Origin of the sequence: Pseudomonas asgharzadehiana (assembly GCF_019139815.1) — a bacterium.
GTDB lineage: Bacteria > Pseudomonadota > Gammaproteobacteria > Pseudomonadales > Pseudomonadaceae > Aquipseudomonas > Aquipseudomonas asgharzadehiana.
In genome coordinates, this window is the sequence record NZ_CP077079.1 from 1,605,881 (window position 1) to 1,621,174 (window position 15,294).

Annotated in this window: 15 protein-coding genes; 3 read left to right on the forward strand and 12 right to left on the reverse strand. The window is 62.0% G+C overall.

Annotated elements, in window-relative coordinates; genetic code table 11:
• Positions 1-4: 4 nt before the first annotated feature.
• The 11 genes from KSS96_RS07355 to KSS96_RS07405 all read right to left on the reverse strand — a co-directional run bounded on the left by KSS96_RS07355 (position 5) and on the right by KSS96_RS07405 (position 10,679).
• Entirely contained in the window at positions 5-1,123 is a 1,119-nt protein-coding gene (locus KSS96_RS07355; protein ID WP_068938130.1) for a succinylglutamate desuccinylase/aspartoacylase family protein, read from the reverse strand.
• A 9-nt stretch (positions 1,124-1,132) separates the two neighbouring features.
• The gene (locus KSS96_RS07360; RefSeq protein ID WP_017529666.1) at positions 1,133-1,843 is read right to left on the reverse strand and encodes an ABC transporter permease; all 711 of its coding nucleotides are present in this window, start codon (positions 1,841-1,843) and stop codon (positions 1,133-1,135) included.
• Entirely contained in the window at positions 1,840-2,568 is a 729-nt protein-coding gene (locus KSS96_RS07365) for an ABC transporter permease (protein WP_003172331.1), read from the reverse strand. Before KSS96_RS07365 ends, KSS96_RS07360 begins: the two co-directional genes overlap by 4 nt.
• 57 nt (positions 2,569-2,625) lie before the next feature.
• Positions 2,626-3,405 carry a transporter substrate-binding domain-containing protein gene (locus tag KSS96_RS07370; protein ID WP_017529665.1) on the reverse strand — a complete coding sequence of 260 codons (780 nt, stop codon included), beginning with the start codon at positions 3,403-3,405 and terminating at the stop codon, positions 2,626-2,628.
• A 239-nt stretch (positions 3,406-3,644) separates the two neighbouring features.
• Entirely contained in the window at positions 3,645-5,279 is a 1,635-nt protein-coding gene (locus KSS96_RS07375) for an ATP-dependent DNA ligase (RefSeq protein WP_065877150.1), read from the reverse strand.
• Positions 5,276-6,280, reverse strand: coding sequence for a ligase-associated DNA damage response exonuclease (locus tag KSS96_RS07380; protein WP_065877149.1), 1,005 nt, complete (start codon positions 6,278-6,280; stop codon positions 5,276-5,278). The genes KSS96_RS07375 and KSS96_RS07380 overlap by 4 nt, the downstream gene beginning before the upstream one ends.
• A 119-nt stretch (positions 6,281-6,399) precedes the next feature.
• A complete protein-coding gene (locus tag KSS96_RS07385) occupies positions 6,400-8,841 on the reverse strand; it encodes a penicillin acylase family protein (protein ID WP_137219925.1) in 2,442 nt (813 codons plus the stop codon).
• A 167-nt stretch (positions 8,842-9,008) separates the two neighbouring features.
• Positions 9,009-9,209, reverse strand: a complete 201-nt coding sequence (locus tag KSS96_RS07390) for an SEC-C metal-binding domain-containing protein (RefSeq protein WP_003189235.1) — start codon at positions 9,207-9,209, stop codon at positions 9,009-9,011.
• The gene (locus KSS96_RS07395) at positions 9,206-9,688 is read right to left on the reverse strand and encodes an LEA/WHy family protein (RefSeq protein ID WP_065877147.1); all 483 of its coding nucleotides are present in this window, start codon (positions 9,686-9,688) and stop codon (positions 9,206-9,208) included. Before KSS96_RS07395 ends, KSS96_RS07390 begins: the two co-directional genes overlap by 4 nt.
• Before the next feature lie 18 nt (positions 9,689-9,706).
• Positions 9,707-10,177: a YchJ family protein gene (locus tag KSS96_RS07400; RefSeq protein ID WP_065877146.1), complete on the reverse strand. Its 471-nt coding sequence runs from the start codon at positions 10,175-10,177 to the stop codon at positions 9,707-9,709.
• A gap of 4 nt (positions 10,178-10,181) precedes the next feature.
• Positions 10,182-10,679 (reverse strand): DUF6231 family protein, encoded by a 498-nt coding sequence (locus tag KSS96_RS07405; protein ID WP_217855952.1) that lies wholly within the window; start codon positions 10,677-10,679, stop codon positions 10,182-10,184.
• 191 nt (positions 10,680-10,870) lie between these two features.
• On the opposite strand from KSS96_RS07405, the gene KSS96_RS07410 reads away from it, so the two are divergent.
• Together KSS96_RS07410 and KSS96_RS07415 are read left to right on the forward strand one after the other, a co-directional pair.
• Positions 10,871-11,566 (forward strand): PA1041 family peptidoglycan-binding anchor lipoprotein, encoded by a 696-nt coding sequence (locus tag KSS96_RS07410; RefSeq protein ID WP_017529658.1) that lies wholly within the window; start codon positions 10,871-10,873, stop codon positions 11,564-11,566.
• A 157-nt stretch (positions 11,567-11,723) separates the two neighbouring features.
• The gene (locus KSS96_RS07415; protein WP_026067409.1) at positions 11,724-12,482 is read left to right on the forward strand and encodes a collagen-like domain-containing protein; all 759 of its coding nucleotides are present in this window, start codon (positions 11,724-11,726) and stop codon (positions 12,480-12,482) included.
• 58 nt (positions 12,483-12,540) lie between these two features.
• On the opposite strand, the gene KSS96_RS07420 is transcribed toward KSS96_RS07415, so the two are convergent.
• Positions 12,541-13,005, reverse strand: a complete 465-nt coding sequence (locus KSS96_RS07420; RefSeq protein ID WP_017529656.1) for a CopD family protein — start codon at positions 13,003-13,005, stop codon at positions 12,541-12,543.
• A gap of 99 nt (positions 13,006-13,104) precedes the next feature.
• On the opposite strand from KSS96_RS07420, the gene dinG reads away from it, so the two are divergent.
• Entirely contained in the window at positions 13,105-15,249 is a 2,145-nt protein-coding gene (gene dinG, locus KSS96_RS07425; RefSeq protein WP_017529655.1) for an ATP-dependent DNA helicase DinG, read from the forward strand.
• Positions 15,250-15,294 lie beyond the last annotated feature (45 nt).

Consider the following 15,294-nt stretch of genomic DNA (forward strand, 5'->3'; position numbering starts at 1 on the left):
ATCCTCAAGGCGAAAGTAGATAGCCGCTACGGTAAGCCTGGGTCCCGGCGACATGGCCGATGACCATTCCGGCAGTGGCCATGCGGCGTAGCGAACGGGCGTAAAGCAGGCCTGCGTTCCGGCAGTGCACGGGCGTTACGCGGTCGGTAATGGGGTCGATGATTTCGGCGATCAGTTGCCCGGCCTCCAGGTATTCACCGGGCAGGGCGCTGAACACCAGCAAGCCGCCCACCGGCGTGGCCACCGGCTCGACGCCGGCCAGCGGGGTGGCCGGGTAGGGCAGCGCGGGCAGTGGCGCCGGGTCGCCGGTAATGGCGCCGAAGTGGATCAGGTAGTCGATGATCGCCTGGCAATCGAGGCGGGCCAGGCCGTGGTTCACATCGCCCTGGCCGCGCAGTTCGACGGTCACCGAAAAGCTGCCCATGGGAATCGGGAAGCGCTCGCCGAAGCGTTGTTGCAACTGCCACCACACCAGGGTGAAACATTCGTCGAAGGACTGCCCACCGGAATCGGTGGCCAGCAAGTTGGCCTCCGAGCCGATATAGCGCGCCAACGGCTCCACCTGCGGCCAGGCTTCGGGGGTGGTGTACAGGTGGGCCACGGCTTCGAAGTCGCAATGCAGGTCCAGCACCATGTCGGCCTCGCAGGCCAGGCGTTGCAACACCAAGCGCTGGGACTGCAATTGGGTCGCGGCGTGTTGCTCGGCCAGGGCGGTGCTCAATGCCGCGCGGATCAGCCGGGCATTATGTTGCGCATCATCGCCGAGCAATGCCTCGACCCGATCGCCGACGGCTTCGCCGAGGTCGACAAACAGGCGGTTGAAGTTCTGCCCGCTTTCCAGCTCGTAGCGGCCCAGCGGCGTGTCCATCAGCACCTGTTCCAGGCCCGCCGGGTTGGCGATGGGCACCAGTACGATCTCGCTCGACAATCGCCCGGCCGCTTCCAGCTCGGCCAGGCGCACCTTCAAGTGCCAGGCCACCAACATGCCCGGCAACTCATCGGCATGCAGCGATGACTGGATATAAACCTTGCCTTCGGCCTGGGCAGGGCCGAAGTGGAAGCTGTGAATCTGCCGCGCGGTACCTGGCACCGGCGCGATCAGTTCATGCACCTGATGACGCATAGGATCTCCTTAGTGGCTCGGCCCGAGGAAGGCCAGCCAGCGCCGCTCCGCCAGCCGAAACAGGCCGACCAGGGCGAAGGTCACGGCCAGGTAGATCAGCGCCGCGATGCCGAACGATTGAAAGGTCATGAAGGTGGCCGAGTTGGCGTCCCGCGCGACTTTGAGAATGTCCGGGATCGTCGCGGTAAACGCCACGGTGGTCGAATGCAGCATCAGGATCACTTCGTTACTGTAGTAAGGCAACGAGCGGCGCAGGGCCGAGGGCATGATCACGTAGGCGTACAGCTTCCAGCCGCTAAGGCCGTAGGCTTTGGCCGCCTCGACTTCGCCGTGGGCCATGCTGCGGATTGCCCCGGCGAAAATCTCCGTGGTATAGGCGCAGGTGTTGAGGGCGAACGCCAGGATCGTGCAGTTCATCGCATCGCGAAAGAACGCATCCAGCACCGGTTGGGCGCGCACGGCGGCGATGCTGTAGATGCCGGTGTAGCAAATCAGCAGCTGTATATAGAGGGGCGTGCCGCGAAACAGGTAGGTATAGAACTGCACCGGCCAACGCACCAGCCGCTTGTGCGACACGCGGGCAATGGACAACGGGATCGACACCAGAAAGCCGATCACCAGCGCGGCGCTGAGCAACCACAGGGTCATGGCCAGGCCGGTGATGTGTTGGCCGTCGCTATAAAGGAACGGGCGCCAGTATTCCTGCAAGAGTTCGATCATCGCACGGCCTCCCGGGCGCCCGCGGAGTAGCGGCGTTCAAGACGGCGCAAGACAAAGTTGGAGGCGCTCGTGATCAGCAAGTAGATCAGCGCGGCGAGGACCAGGAAATAGAACAGCTGATAGGTGCTTTTGCCCGCGTCCTGGGCGGCTTTGACCAGGTCGGCCAGGCCGATGATCGACACCAGCGCGGTGGCCTTGAGCATCACCATCCAGTTATTGCCGATGCCGGGCAGGGCAAAGCGCATCATCTGTGGGAAGGTCACATAGCGAAACCGCTGGCCGCGCTTGAGGCCATACGCGGTGGCGGCTTCCAACTGACCACGGGGGACGGCCAGGATCGCGCCGCGAAACGTCTCGGTGAAATAGGCACCATAGATGAAGCCCAGGGTGATGACCCCGGCGCTGAATGGGTCGATCTCGATGTATTCCCATTCCATAAAGTCGGTAAGACCGGTGAGCCAGGTTTGCAGGCTGTAGAAAATCAGCAGCATCAGCACCAGGTCGGGCACCCCGCGAATCAGCGTGGTGTAGAGCTGGGCGGGAATGCGCAGGAAGGGCAGGCTGGACAGTTTGGCGCTGGCGCCGAGCAGGCCCAGCAATACGCTGACGGCCAGGGACAGCACCGACAACTTAAGGGTCATCCAGGTGCCTTGCAGCAACAGCGGGCCGAAACCCTTCAAGCTGAACGCGCTCAGCCCGAGGGTTTGCAACAGATCTTCGAACATAAATCAGGACCTATGGCGATAAAAAAGCGCCCCTCCAGAGGAGGGGCGCCCCGGGCATTACTTGCCGCTGTACAGGTTCAGATCGCCAAAGTGTTTCTTCTGGATAGTGGCGTAGGTGCCATCATCGTGTAACGCTTTGATACCTTTATCCAAAAGCGCCTTGAGTTCAGTGTTACCTTTTTTGATACCGACTGCGGTTTTCGATGGCAGCAGCGGGTCGTCAATGGCCGCACTCACTTCGTAGCCGGCACCGGCTGGCGACTTCAAAAAACCCAGTTCGGCTTGCAGCATGTCCTGCACGGACGCGTCGAGGCGGCCGGACGTCAGGTCAGCGTAAACCTGGTCCTGGTTGGCGTAGGCCTTGGTGGTCACACCGGCCTTGTCCAGCACAGCCTTGGCGTAGGCTTCCTGAATGGTGCCTTGCTCATAGCCCACGGATTTGCCCTTGAGCGATTCAGGGGTGGAGTAACCCGCGCCTTTCTTGAACACCAGCGACGTGGGGCCGGAGAACAGTTCATTGGAGAAGTCGATGGCCTTTTCGCGCACCGGGGTCACGGTCATGGACGAAATCACACCGTCAAATTTGTTGGCTTTCAGGCCCGGAATCATGCCGTCGAAGTCACTTTCGACCCACTTGCACTTCACTTTCAGCTCAGCGCAGATGGCATTGCCCAGGTCGATATCGAAGCCCACCAGGCTGCCGTCGGCGGCTTTGGATTCAAACGGCGCGTAGGACGGATCGACACCAAAACGCAATTCCTTGTATTCCTTGGCCAAGGCGGAACCTGCGGCCATGCACAGTGCCAGTGCAGAAAGGGTCAGCAATGCTTTTTTCATTATGTAATCCCTGGAAACCAAGATAAGCGCTTGTGGCGCGTGTAGGACTGTTACTGAACGGTGTCAGACGGATCACTGGTAGCAATTTCTGCACCATAGTTCCGGATTTGTTTCCGAATACTCGTTTTAAAAGGTAGGACTAGGAAGTTTGGAGTGTAGGAGGTGCCCGAAAATGGGCATTGAAAATTGAGTGCACTTTTTCGGGGCGTGTGGGAGGGGGCTCCCACCAGGGTTCTGCGTCAGGCCAATAGGTCTTGTAGGGTGGCCAAATTATCCGCCTCATCCACGGCCTTATCCTGGCGCCAGCGCAGCATCCTCGGAAAGCGCACCGCAATCCCGCTTTTGTGGCGCTTGGACAAGGCAATACCTTCAAACCCCAGCTCAAACACCATGCTCGGCGTCACGCTGCTGACCGGGCCGAATTTTTCCACCGTGGTTTTGCGCACAATGGCGTCGACCTTGCGCATTTCTTCGTCGGTCAGCCCGCTATATGCCTTGGCGAACGGCACCAGGCTGCGCTCGCTGCCGGGCGGGCCGTCCCACACGGCGAAGGTGTAGTCGCTGTATAAACTGGCGCGCCGACCATGCCCGCGTTGGGCGTAGATCAACACCGCATCGACGCTGAACGGGTCGACTTTCCACTTCCACCACAAGCCCATGTCCTTAGTGCGGCCCACGCCGTAAAGGCCGTTGCGGTCCTTGAGCATCATGCCTTCCACGCCAAGGCTGCGCGAGGCTTCGCGTTGCTGGGCCAGTTCCTCCCAGGTCGCGCCCGTCAATACGGGCGAGGGCTGCAAGACGGGCTGGTTGCACTGGGCAATCACCTGTTCCAGTCGGGCGCGACGTTCGGCCTGGGGGTGGTTGCGCCAGTCGCAGCCCTGATACTCCAGCAGGTCGTAGGCGAGCACCGCGACCGGCGCCTCTTCGAGGACTTTTTTGCTCAGGGTTTTGCGGCCGATACGCTGCTGCAACAGTGCAAAGGGTTGCACCGAGTCCTTCCACACCACGATTTCGCCGTCGATCACCGTGCCATCGGGCAAGCCACTCACCAGGCTGTGGAGTTCGGGGAAGCGTTCGGTTACCAGCTCCTCTCCACGCGACCAGACCCACAACCGGCCTTCGCGCTTGACCAATTGCGCGCGGATGCCATCCCACTTCCATTCCACCTGCCAGTCGGCGGGTGAGCCGAGCAGCGCCTCAAACTGCTCCACCGGTTGCGATAGGGCATGGGCGAGAAAAAACGGATAAGGCTGCCCACCGCGTTGCGCATGTTCGTCAGACGATTCGGCGGCGATCAGCTTGAGGTAACCCTCAGGCGTGGGCCGGTTGGACAGGTCGGTGTAGCCGACCAAACGCTGGGCCACGCGCTTGCTGTCCAGCTCGGCCAAGGCGGCGAGGGCGCGGGTGACCAACAGTTTGGACACGCCGACGCGAAAGCTGCCGGTGATCAATTTGATGCACACCATCAGGCTGGGTTGATCCAGTTGTGCCCACAAAGTCGGCAAACGTGCGGCCAGGTCCTGGGGAGACAGGCCGCGCAAGGGTAGGAGTTTTTCTTCCAGCCACACGGCCAGGCCGTCTTCTGAGGTGTAGGTCGATTCTGGCAGCAGCAGGGAAATTGTCTCGGCCAAATCCCCCACCGCTTGGTAGCTTTCCTCGAACAACCACGGCTCGATGCCCGAGGCTTCGCTGGCCATGTCGCGCAGCAGGCGTGTCGGTACCAATTGCCGGGGGCGCCCGCCCGCCAGGAAGTACACGGCCCATGCAGCATCTTGCGCGGGGGCTTGCCGCAGGTAAGCCTGCAACGCCGCGAGCTTGGCGTTACTGGACGTGGTGGCGTCGAGGTTGGCGTACAGTTCGGCGAAGGCCTTCATGCGCTGGCTTCCTCTTCGTCATCGCCGTATTCAGTGCTGAACCCCTGGGCGTCCAGGCCTTTTTCCCGCAGGTGCCGCACCAATACGCCTACAGAACCGTGGGTGACCATCACCCGCTCTGCGCCGGTTTGTTCGATAGCCCACAACAGGCCCGGCCAATCGGCGTGATCGGACAGCACAAAGCCACGGTCCACGCCACGCCGCCGCCGTGTGCCCCGCAGGCGCATCCAGCCGCTGGCGAACGCATCACTGTAATCGCCGAAGCGGCGTATCCAACTGCTGCCGCCGGCGGAGGGCGGGGCAATGATCAGGGCTTGGCGCAGCAAGGGGTCGGTCTTTTTGAAATCACCGGCATAGAGGGTTTCGGGGATATAGACGCCGGCCTCGCGGTACACCCGGTTCAAGGGTTCGACCGCGCCGTGGCTGAGGATCGGGCCGATGCCGGCATCGATGCCGTGCAGGATGCGCTGCGCCTTGCCGAAGGAATAGCAGAACAGCACGCTGGCCTTGCCGGCCGCGATGTTCGCCTGCCACCAGTCATTGATCCCGGCGAAGATCTGCGCCTGGGGCTGCCAGCGGTAGATCGGCAGGCCAAAGGTCGACTCGGTGATAAAGGTGTGGCAACGCACCGGTTCGAAAGGCGCGCAGGTGCCATCGGGTTCGACCTTGTAGTCGCCGGACGCGACCCAGACTTCGCCCTGGTATTCCAGGCGCACCTGCGCCGAGCCGAGTACATGCCCGGCGGGGTGGAAACTCAGGGTGACGCCGTGATGCAGCAGTTTTTCACCGTAGGCCAGGGTTTGCAGGTTGATGTCCTGGCCCAGACGTGAGCGCAGGATGCCTTCGCCGGGGGCCGCCGCCAGGTAATGCTCGTTGCCGGTACGGGCGTGATCGCCGTGGGCGTGGGTGATGACCGCGCGTTCCACCGGGCGCCAGGGGTCGATGTAGACATCTGCGGCGGGGCAATAGAGGCCTTCGGGGCGGGCGATGACGAGGTCCATGGGGTGACCGGGGAGGTGGGCTTGTTACTTATGAGATGAGGCCGGACACGGAAGTTCTATCTGAATGCATGGGATCCCAATGTGGGAGGGGGCAAGCCCCCTCCCACATTGGGTGGCTGTTATTTCCCCTGTGTCAGGGTCAACCGCGCCTTCCCATACACCTTCTCAAAGTTCTGCGGCTGCATCGGGAAGCTCAGGTATTGCGCCTTGAGCGAGGGGTCGATGCCGTTGGCATAGTTGGGGCTGGCCGGGTTGCCCGATTGGCCGATGCCGCCCTGGCCCATCATCGGTTCCGCCTGGCCGAAGTCGACGATCATGCGCAGCGCCGGCACTTGGGTGGTGTTGAAGTCCTGGCCCCAGCTATACGGCGCGGGGTTCAGGGTGTTGTGGTCGCCACCGGACGCCAGCGGGCCACGAATGATCTGGCCGGCGGCATTCTTCCAGGTGGTGCTGTGGAGTTTGCCCCACTGCCAGGCCTTGTGATCGGCGCCCAGTTGGCTGTCGCCGGCGGTGATCGCGGTGGCCAGGCTGCGGGCGAGGATCGCCGGTTTGTCTTCTTTGGTGGCGGTGCGCACGTCATCCCAGAACGGGCTGTCTTCACGGCCCAGCAGGTGGTCGGCCTGAGCGGCATAGGACAGGTTGGCGTTGCTCACGAAGGCTTTCCAACTGGCGCTGTTTTCCGGGCCGAGTTCGTCGAGGAAGATCTGCCGGGTGCTTTCCTGCAGGAACAATTCGTACAGCGCGGCGTCGGCGGATGTCGAGGCAAGGCGGCCGTCGAACGCCATCAGGCGATTCAACGCTTCGCGTGCCTTGGCCTGTTCGACCACCGGCAATGCGTCGATTGCCTGCTTCAACGGAAGGGCCATGCCCGGTGCCTGGAACATGGTCTTGAGCTTGGCGGCGAAGGTGGTGGTCTGGTCGTATTGCATGGCGATCAGGCTGCGGTTGTCATGCTTGCCGGCATTGGCCAGTTGCGCCAGGCGCTCGCTGCGCTCCGGCGCGTCCCACGAGTTGGACAATTGCATGCCATAGCCGCGCGGCGCGGTGCGCTGGTTGGCGGTGCCGATCCAGCCCTGGGCCGGGTCCTGGTCATAGGGGTGCAACATCGCGTCGGCGTATCCGTCCCAGTCAAAGCGCGTGTCCCAACCAGGGGAGGGCAGCAGGCCTTCACCTTCGCGGCGGTTAGGGAAGCGGCCGGTGACCTGCCAACCAATATTGGTGGCATCGGCAAACACCATGTTCAAGGCGATGGCGCGGATTTCCCGGGTGGCATCCGAAGCCTTGGCGACGTTTTGCGCGCGAGACAGGTCGAAGAACGCATCCAGGCTCTTGTCATCTTTGAAGTCGGCGGTTTGCAGGGCCAGGCCCAGGCCGCTGGTCAGGGCCTGGCTGCTGTTGAGCAGGGCGCCATGACGGGTTTCGTACACCACTTCGCGAATCGAGCGCTGGCCTTTGATAAAGAAGGTTTCGTTACGCACGCCGGCCGGCAGCCATTTACCGTTGTTCTCGTAGTACAGCGCGTTGCCCTGGCGCTTGACCTTCTCCAGGAACAGGTCCTGGGTGTCGCCCTTGACCGTGCTCATGCTCCACGCCACTTTGCCGTTGAACCCGGACAGCAGGGTCGGCAGGCCGGCAATCGAGGCGCCGACGGCCTGGTATTTCGGTGCGCGGATCTGTACGTAGTTCCACGGCGACGGGGCCTGTGGCTGCGCGGCGAGGTCGCCGGCCAACAGGCTTTTGCCGCTACGGCTGCGTTGCGGGCCGATCGCCCAGTTGCTCGAGGTGGTGACCGCCAGCGAATTGAGGCTGCCCAGTTGCTGGCTGACCGTGTCCAACCCGGCCAAGCCGGTGATCTGGCTGAGGTTCACGCCTTTGAGTTTGTCGGCTTCGGCCAGGGGGATCGGTTCATCCGGTGCGCTGGGGGTGAGCCAGGCCAGTTTGTCGACCCCGACTTTTTGCGCCAGCACCAGGGAGGCCAGCTCTTCGCGCAGGTTGGCCGACTCGCTGAAATTGAGCAGGCAGAACAACAGCGCCGAATCTTCCGGCTTCCAGTACTCGGGCTTGTAGCCGGTCTGGGCCAGGTCTGGCGGCAGCTTGTCGCGATAGCGGAACAGGTAGGCGTTGACGCCTCGGGCATACACTTCGAAGAAGCGCTTGAGGCGCGGCGAAGAGGCGCTGTACAGCTCGCCGGCGCTTTTTTTCAGGTTGACCGCCCGCATGAAGCGGTCGATATCCAGCACCTCGGCCCCGGACATTTCCGCCAGACGGCCCTGGGCCAGCAGGCGCAAGGTGACCATTTGGGTGATGCGGTCACTGGCGTGCACATAACCGAGGCTGAACAGCGCGTCGTGGAAGGTGTTGCTTTCGATCAGCGGCATGCCCTGGGCATTGCGGCGCACCGACACATTCTGTGCCAGACCTTTGATCGGCTGCACGCCGGTAACCGGCGGCAGGGTGTCCTGGGTGCTCTGGAGCTGGCAACCGGCCAGGCTTAAAGCACTGGCCACTGCCGCGGCTACGCCGAACCGGGGAAGAAAATGTGAGAGGGCTGGCGAGGCCATGGCAAAGCTCCTGCGGGGGTAGCGTCAGTAAAGGCGCTACGTTAGTGAGCGCGGTGAAACGACGCAAGCGGGAGTTGTGGCCGGGCGTGAAATCTTGGGATTTGCGCAAATTAATGTGGGAGGGAGCACGCCTCTCCCACATCAGGCATCAGGATTATCTGTGTGGCTTACGCGCCATGGCACTTCTTGAACTTCTTTTCGCTGCCGCATGGGCAAGGATCGTTGCGGCCAACATCCTTCAGGGCGTTGCGCACCGGTTCTTGGTGGGCGTGGCCGCAGTTCGGGCCGTGGACATGACCATGGTCGTGATCATGGTGATCGTGATCGTGGTTGCAGTCAGGACCGTGGACATGGGGTTGCTGAGTCATCGATGTTGCTCCGGAATAAAATCGCCGGGGATTATCTCGCCATTGTGGGCCACCTGCACGTCATAACCGATGAATAATCCGGTTTTCAGCTCGCCTTCCAGACGATAAGGCACGGGTTTGCGGGGTTTTTTCAGCATCTGCACCACATCCCGTATCTGCGGCCAGAGGTTGGTGCGCACCGATACCTTGAAAAACCCATGGCCGCGAGGAGGTACGGTGAGCCATTCGTTGGACTCGCCTTCGGTGAGCACAAAGTCGTCCAGGGTCACTTTGTAGATCAGGCCACGCACGGTCAGGTCGGCGTCGTCGCGATTGTCTACGCGAAAGTACAGCTTGAATTTCTGCTCCAGCAGCTTGGCCCGCACCACTTCGACCTTGACCAGGGAGACATGGGGCGGCGGCGAATCGTCTTCGAACCACGACGTACACCCGGTCAGGCCGAACGTTAACGCCAGCATCAAGCTGTAGATCCGGAGCATGGCGTGGGTCCTTGGGGGTCAGAGATAGCTGGAGCAGCACTTCTTGAATTTTTGCCCGCTGCCGCACAGGCACGCATCGTTGCGTCCGGTTTTCACTTCCACCGTCGGGTCGATGAAGTACCAGCGCCCGTCATTCTGTACGAAAGACGACTGCTCGCGGTGACTATGTTCGCCGCTGCTGTCATGCCAGCGTGCGGTAAAGGTCACGAAGGCATGTTCCGGCTGGCCGCCGAATACCTCGGAGCTTTCCACTTCAAGGCCGAGCCAGGTGCTTTGCGCGCTCCAGGCGCCGATGGCGTCACGGTCGAGGCCGGCCTGTTGCGCGGGCAACGTAGTGGCAACCAGATAGTCCACCAGGCCCAGCACATAGGCGCTGTAGCGCGAACGCATCAGTGCGCTGGCGCAGGGCGCGGGATGGCCGGCGTGATAATGGCCGCAGCAGGCGTCCAGCAGGTTGCCACTGCCGCAGGGGCAAATGGATGTACTCATTGGGTTACCACCAATACTTGCCAAAGTTTTCCGGGTTGGCCCAGAACCGCGCGTTAAGCCAGTCCGGCACCTGTTTATAGTCAAGCAGATCATAGGTAAACAGCGTCAACACCTGTTCATCACGCTGGAAGCGTTCGCCGGCCTCCAGGGCCAGTGAGAAGAAGTCGGTGTCCTTCCAGTCGCAGGCCGCCAGGTCTACCAGCACCGCAATGCGGCTGGCATTGAGGTTGCGAATACCGCCGAGCAAGGTCAGGCCTTGCGGTTTTGACAGGTGCTCCAGGCAGTCGACCACCAGCGCCAGGTCAAAACGCTGCGCGGCCAACTCCGCAGGCAGCGCCCCGGGCCCGGCGACGGACACCTGCGTCTCGGGATGCGCTTCTATGAACGCATCCAGCGCCGGAAACCGGCTGGCGCCCAACAATAACAGGCATTTTGGCTGGTGCAGATCCAGCAAGGCGGCCAGCGCCTGCTGGGGTGTACGGGCAGAAATACCAGCGGTCATCACAGATCCTCACATCAGAACCCTAGAGACTAGCGCGGCTGAGCGTGTGGGCCTAGAGCGGGCGGCGGCGAAAAGTCCTACATGGAGCGCAAAGCTCAATGAATACGGGGGCGTGGCGTAGTGGCGCAGTTGAAAAGAGCGGTCTTTACTTGCTTTGTCGGCCCCCCGCCGACGCCCTCAGGAGAAAACAGATGAGCATCATGCGGACAGCTCTACCCTTGGTTCTGCTAACCGGAGTATTGACAGGTTGCGCAGGTTTGCAAAAAACCGACTGGCCTACCTGTGCCGCTGTCGGCGGTGTGACCGGTGCGGCGATCGGCGCAACGGAAAGCTCAGCCTACGCGGGCTATGGCGCGCTGTTGATCGGCGGTATGGCCGGCGCCTATTGCTGGGTACATGGCGACGGCGATGAGGACGGCGACGGTGTGCCGGACAGCCGCGACAAATGCCCAGGTACGCCCAAAGGCGTACAGGTGGATGCCGATGGTTGCCCTCCTGCGCCCCCGGCGGCGGTGGTTGAGGACGTCGTGGCGGTCAAGGAAGAAACCATCGTGATTCGCGATGTGCACTTCCAGTTCGACTCGGCCAAGTTGACGGCGGCCGACAAAACCAAGCTCGACACCATCGCCACTCGTTTGAAACAGGAAGCGCCCAGCGCCCAACTGCGGGTCAGCGGGCATACCGACAGCGTCGGCGCAGAGGCCTATAACCAGAAACTATCGCAAAAGCGTGCGCATTCGGTCACGGAGTACCTGATCGGTGCCGGCGTGCCGCGCAGCAATTTTGTGTCGGTGACCGGCGCGGGTGAAAGCCATCCGGTGGCCGACAACAAAACCGCTGACGGCCGCGCACTGAACCGTCGCACGGAAATCCAGATCAACCGCTGATAACCCTTGCCCCCGTGGTTTCCACGGGGGCATTGTCGGCGATCCTCGTTGAAGCCTCCCCTTTATTAACTTTTTTGATCCTTCACTGGCAAAGCGCCTGTAGAAGTCGTTACTGTGCGTCCAAAGAAAAATTCAAAAAATACTCAGGAGCCCCATGATGCGTAAGGTTTTCCTGCTGGCCCTGTTGGTCAGCCCCGTTGCCCTGGCTCAGAGCGTCAGCGTTGAAACCAACTCCTTGATGCGCCTGCCCAGCAGCACCGGTGTGTTGCAACTGGAGCGCCTTGAGGTGGCGGATTACGGCACATTGCTGATTCCGGCGACCATCAGCCAGGTCACTGTGGATCAACTGCATTTGGGGCGCGACGCCCGCATCACCATTGTGCCCGGCAATACTGCGTTGCAATTGCAGGTGGGGGCTGCGCAACTCGAGCATGGCAGCCAGATTACCTCGCGCGGCGCCCCCGGTACCCACGAGAAACCCGCCAAGGCCGGACGTGACCTGACCTTGCGGATCAATAAGCTGACGGCTGAAGAACTGTCGGTGGATGCCCGTGGTGGCAGCGGGGCCAAGGGCTATGCCGGGCTGGACGGCGCCAACGGCGAAGACCCAGGTTGCACCTGGGGCTCGGCCGGGCGCGGCTTCAATGGCGATAACGGCGGCGATGGCCTGCCGGGCGCGGCGGGGGCGCAAGTGCGTGTCGAGTTGCCGAAGGACTTCCCGGCACAACAGATCAAGGTCTGGGTGGACGGCGGTGCGGGCGGTTTGCCCGGCACGGCGGGTAAACCCGGCAAGGGCGGCGAATCCAAAGGCTGCCTGGTGTACCGCGCCGATGGTGGTGAGAAGGGGCGGCCAGGGTTGGAAGGGCAACCGGGGCCGGTGGGGCCTGCGGGTTCTGTGACGATCCAGAGGCTTTGATTCGGTTGCTCTGAGGCCATCGCGGGCGTGCCCCGCGATGGGTCCCTCTAACGCTGCTTCAGAACATCGGCCGAGCCGAAGCAATCGCCACCACGATCAAGCCCACACTCAAATTAATCCCCACCAACTTGCGGATCTGCCCCAGCGCAGTCGCGCCCGCCGGCCAATCCTGCGCCGCCACGGCTGCCTTCAGCTCCGGGAGCTTCAACGCCTGGATGCGGATAAACAACGCCGTCATCACCAGATACAACCCCATCATCACCTGTACATAGCGCGGCGCGGTTTCAAACCCGCTGAAGCGCAGGTGCAACAGGCCCACACCGCTGATCGGTAAAATCAGCACCGCAACCCACACCCATACGAAAAAACGTTGAAACACATTTACCCACAGCGTGAGGCGGGCAGGGCCTTCAAGTGCCGCCACAGCGGCGGGGCGCAGGATCATCCAGGCGAAAAACATACCGCCGACCCAGATCAGGGCGGCCAATACATGCAGGGTGTAAGCGAGGCTAAACGCGGTCATGGTGGTACTCCGTTCTGCGCGGGATTAATTAGCGGGGTATGATAGCGGCCGATCCGAACCACTGAAAATTTATCCAGCGTTTTTTGCGCCCGACTATTCATGATCAGCACTGAACTCAAAACCACGATCCAGGGCGCCTATTCGCGTTTTCTCGAAGCCAAAAGCTTGAAACCGCGCTATGGCCAACGCCTGATGATCGCCGAAGTGGCCAAGGTCCTCGGGGATATCGACACCGACGATGAAGGTCGCCGCGAAGGTGAGCCCGCGGTCGTGGCCGTCGAGGCCGGCACCGGTACAGGCAAGACCGTGGCCTATAGCCTGGCGGCGATTCCGACCGCCAAGGCCGCCGGCAAGCGCCTGGTGATCGCCACCGCCACCGTCGCCCTGCAGGAGCAGATCGTCTACAAAGACCTGCCCGACCTGATGCGCAACAGCGGCCTGAACTTTACCTTCGCCCTGGCCAAGGGGCGTGGCCGCTATATGTGCCTGTCCAAGCTCGACGTGTTGTTGCAGGAAGGCCACGCGCAAACCGCCACGGCGTCGCTGTTCGAAGAAGAAGGCTTCAAGATCGAGGTTGATGAAGTCAGCCAGAAGCTGTTTACCAGCATGATCGAGAAACTGGCCGGCAACAAATGGGACGGCGACCGCGACAGCTGGCCCACCGCCCTGGAAGACGCCGACTGGGCGCGCCTGACCACCGACCACAGCCAATGCACCAATCGCCATTGCCCCAACTTTGGCCAGTGCGCTTTCTACAAGGCCCGCGAGGGTATGGGCAAGGTCGACGTGATTGTCACCAACCACGACATGGTGCTGGCCGACCTGGCCCTGGGCGGCGGCGCCGTGCTGCCCGACCCGCGCGACACCCTCTACGTGTTCGACGAAGGCCATCACCTGCCGGACAAGGCCATCGGTCACTTTGCCCACTACACGCGCCTGCGCTCCACCGCCGACTGGCTGGAGTCCACCGCCAAGAACCTCACCAAGCTGCTGGCCCAGCACCCGCTGCCCGGCGATTTGGGCAAGCTGATCGAACAAGTGCCGGAGCTGGCGCGGGAGATCAAGACCCAACAGCAATTCATGTTCAGTGCCTGCGAACAGGTGGCCGACTTCAAGCCCGGCGAAGACGTGGAAGGCCGCGAGCGGCCGCGCCACCGTTTTGTCGGCGGGATGATCCCCGAGCACATGCGCGAAATGGGCATCGAGCTGAAGAAGGGTTTTTCACGCTTGACCGACCTGTTCACGCGCCTGACCGACCTGCTCAAGGAAGGCATGGATGGCGAAGTCAATATCGGCATCGCCAGCAACCAGGCCGAAGAATGGTACCCGCTGTTCGGCAGCCTGTTGTCCCGCGCCCAGGGTAACTGGGAGTTGTGGACCGCCTTTACCGTTGAAGACCCTGAAGACAACCCGCCCATGGCCCGTTGGCTGACCCTGTCGGAAAGCGGTGCGTTGTTTGATATCGAAGTCAACGCCAGCCCGATCCTCGCCGCCGAAATGCTGCGCCGCAACCTGTGGAACGTGGCTTACGGCTGCCTGGTGACTTCCGCCACGCTGACCGCCCTGGGCACCTTCGATCGCTTCCGCATGCGCGCCGGGTTGCCGAAAAAAGCCGTCACTGCGGTAGTGCCGAGCCCCTTCCACCACGCGGATGCCGGCGTGCTGCGGGTACCCGATCTCAAGGCCGACCCACGGGACGCAGCGGCGCACACCGCTGCGATCATCCGCGACCTGCCGGAGCTGGTGCAAGGTTCGCGCGGCACCCTGGTGCTGTTCTCCTCACGCAAACAAATGCAGGACGTGTTCGACGGCCTGGATCGCGACTGGCGCAAGCAGGTGTTTATCCAGGGCAACCTGTCCAAACAGGAAACCCTCAACAAACACAAGGCACGGGTAGATGGTGGCGACTCCAGCGTGCTGTTCGGCCTGGCGAGTTTTGCCGAGGGCGTGGACTTGCCCGGTGCCTACTGTGAACACGTGGTGATCGCCAAAATCCCGTTTTCGGTGCCGGATGATCCGGTCGAGGCGGCGTTGGCCGAATGGATCGAAGCGCGTGGCGGTAACCCGTTCATGGAAATCTCCGTGCCGGATGCCTCTCTGAAACTGGTGCAGGCCTGCGGGCGCTTGCTGCGTACCGAAGAAGACCGCGGCACTATCACCTTGCTCGACCGTCGCTTGGTCACTCAGCGCTACGGCAAAGCTATCCTTAATGCTTTGCCGCCCTTCAGGCGCGAAATTTCTTAAGCCACCGTGGGCGGTTTCGCCCACTTCGTGGTCTATCTCATGTCG

Coding starts and splice junctions, on each gene's coding strand:
- KSS96_RS07380 (WP_065877149.1), bottom strand. CDS start 6,280: ATGGACCTCGTCATCGCCCGCCCCGAAGGCCTCTATTGCCCCGCCGCA.
- KSS96_RS07375 (WP_065877150.1), bottom strand. CDS start 5,279: ATGAAGGCCTTCGCCGAACTGTACGCCAACCTCGACGCCACCACGTCC.
- KSS96_RS07385 (WP_137219925.1), bottom strand. CDS start 8,841: ATGGCCTCGCCAGCCCTCTCACATTTTCTTCCCCGGTTCGGCGTAGCC.
- dinG (WP_017529655.1), top strand. CDS start 13,105: ATGATCAGCACTGAACTCAAAACCACGATCCAGGGCGCCTATTCGCGT.
- KSS96_RS07395 (WP_065877147.1), bottom strand. CDS start 9,688: ATGCTCCGGATCTACAGCTTGATGCTGGCGTTAACGTTCGGCCTGACC.
- KSS96_RS07400 (WP_065877146.1), bottom strand. CDS start 10,177: ATGAGTACATCCATTTGCCCCTGCGGCAGTGGCAACCTGCTGGACGCC.
- KSS96_RS07405 (WP_217855952.1), bottom strand. CDS start 10,679: ATGACCGCTGGTATTTCTGCCCGTACACCCCAGCAGGCGCTGGCCGCC.
- KSS96_RS07390 (WP_003189235.1), bottom strand. CDS start 9,209: ATGACTCAGCAACCCCATGTCCACGGTCCTGACTGCAACCACGATCAC.
- KSS96_RS07420 (WP_017529656.1), bottom strand. CDS start 13,005: ATGACCGCGTTTAGCCTCGCTTACACCCTGCATGTATTGGCCGCCCTG.
- KSS96_RS07360 (WP_017529666.1), bottom strand. CDS start 1,843: ATGATCGAACTCTTGCAGGAATACTGGCGCCCGTTCCTTTATAGCGAC.
- KSS96_RS07355 (WP_068938130.1), bottom strand. CDS start 1,123: ATGCGTCATCAGGTGCATGAACTGATCGCGCCGGTGCCAGGTACCGCG.
- KSS96_RS07370 (WP_017529665.1), bottom strand. CDS start 3,405: ATGAAAAAAGCATTGCTGACCCTTTCTGCACTGGCACTGTGCATGGCC.
- KSS96_RS07365 (WP_003172331.1), bottom strand. CDS start 2,568: ATGTTCGAAGATCTGTTGCAAACCCTCGGGCTGAGCGCGTTCAGCTTG.
- KSS96_RS07410 (WP_017529658.1), top strand. CDS start 10,871: ATGAGCATCATGCGGACAGCTCTACCCTTGGTTCTGCTAACCGGAGTA.
- KSS96_RS07415 (WP_026067409.1), top strand. CDS start 11,724: ATGCGTAAGGTTTTCCTGCTGGCCCTGTTGGTCAGCCCCGTTGCCCTG.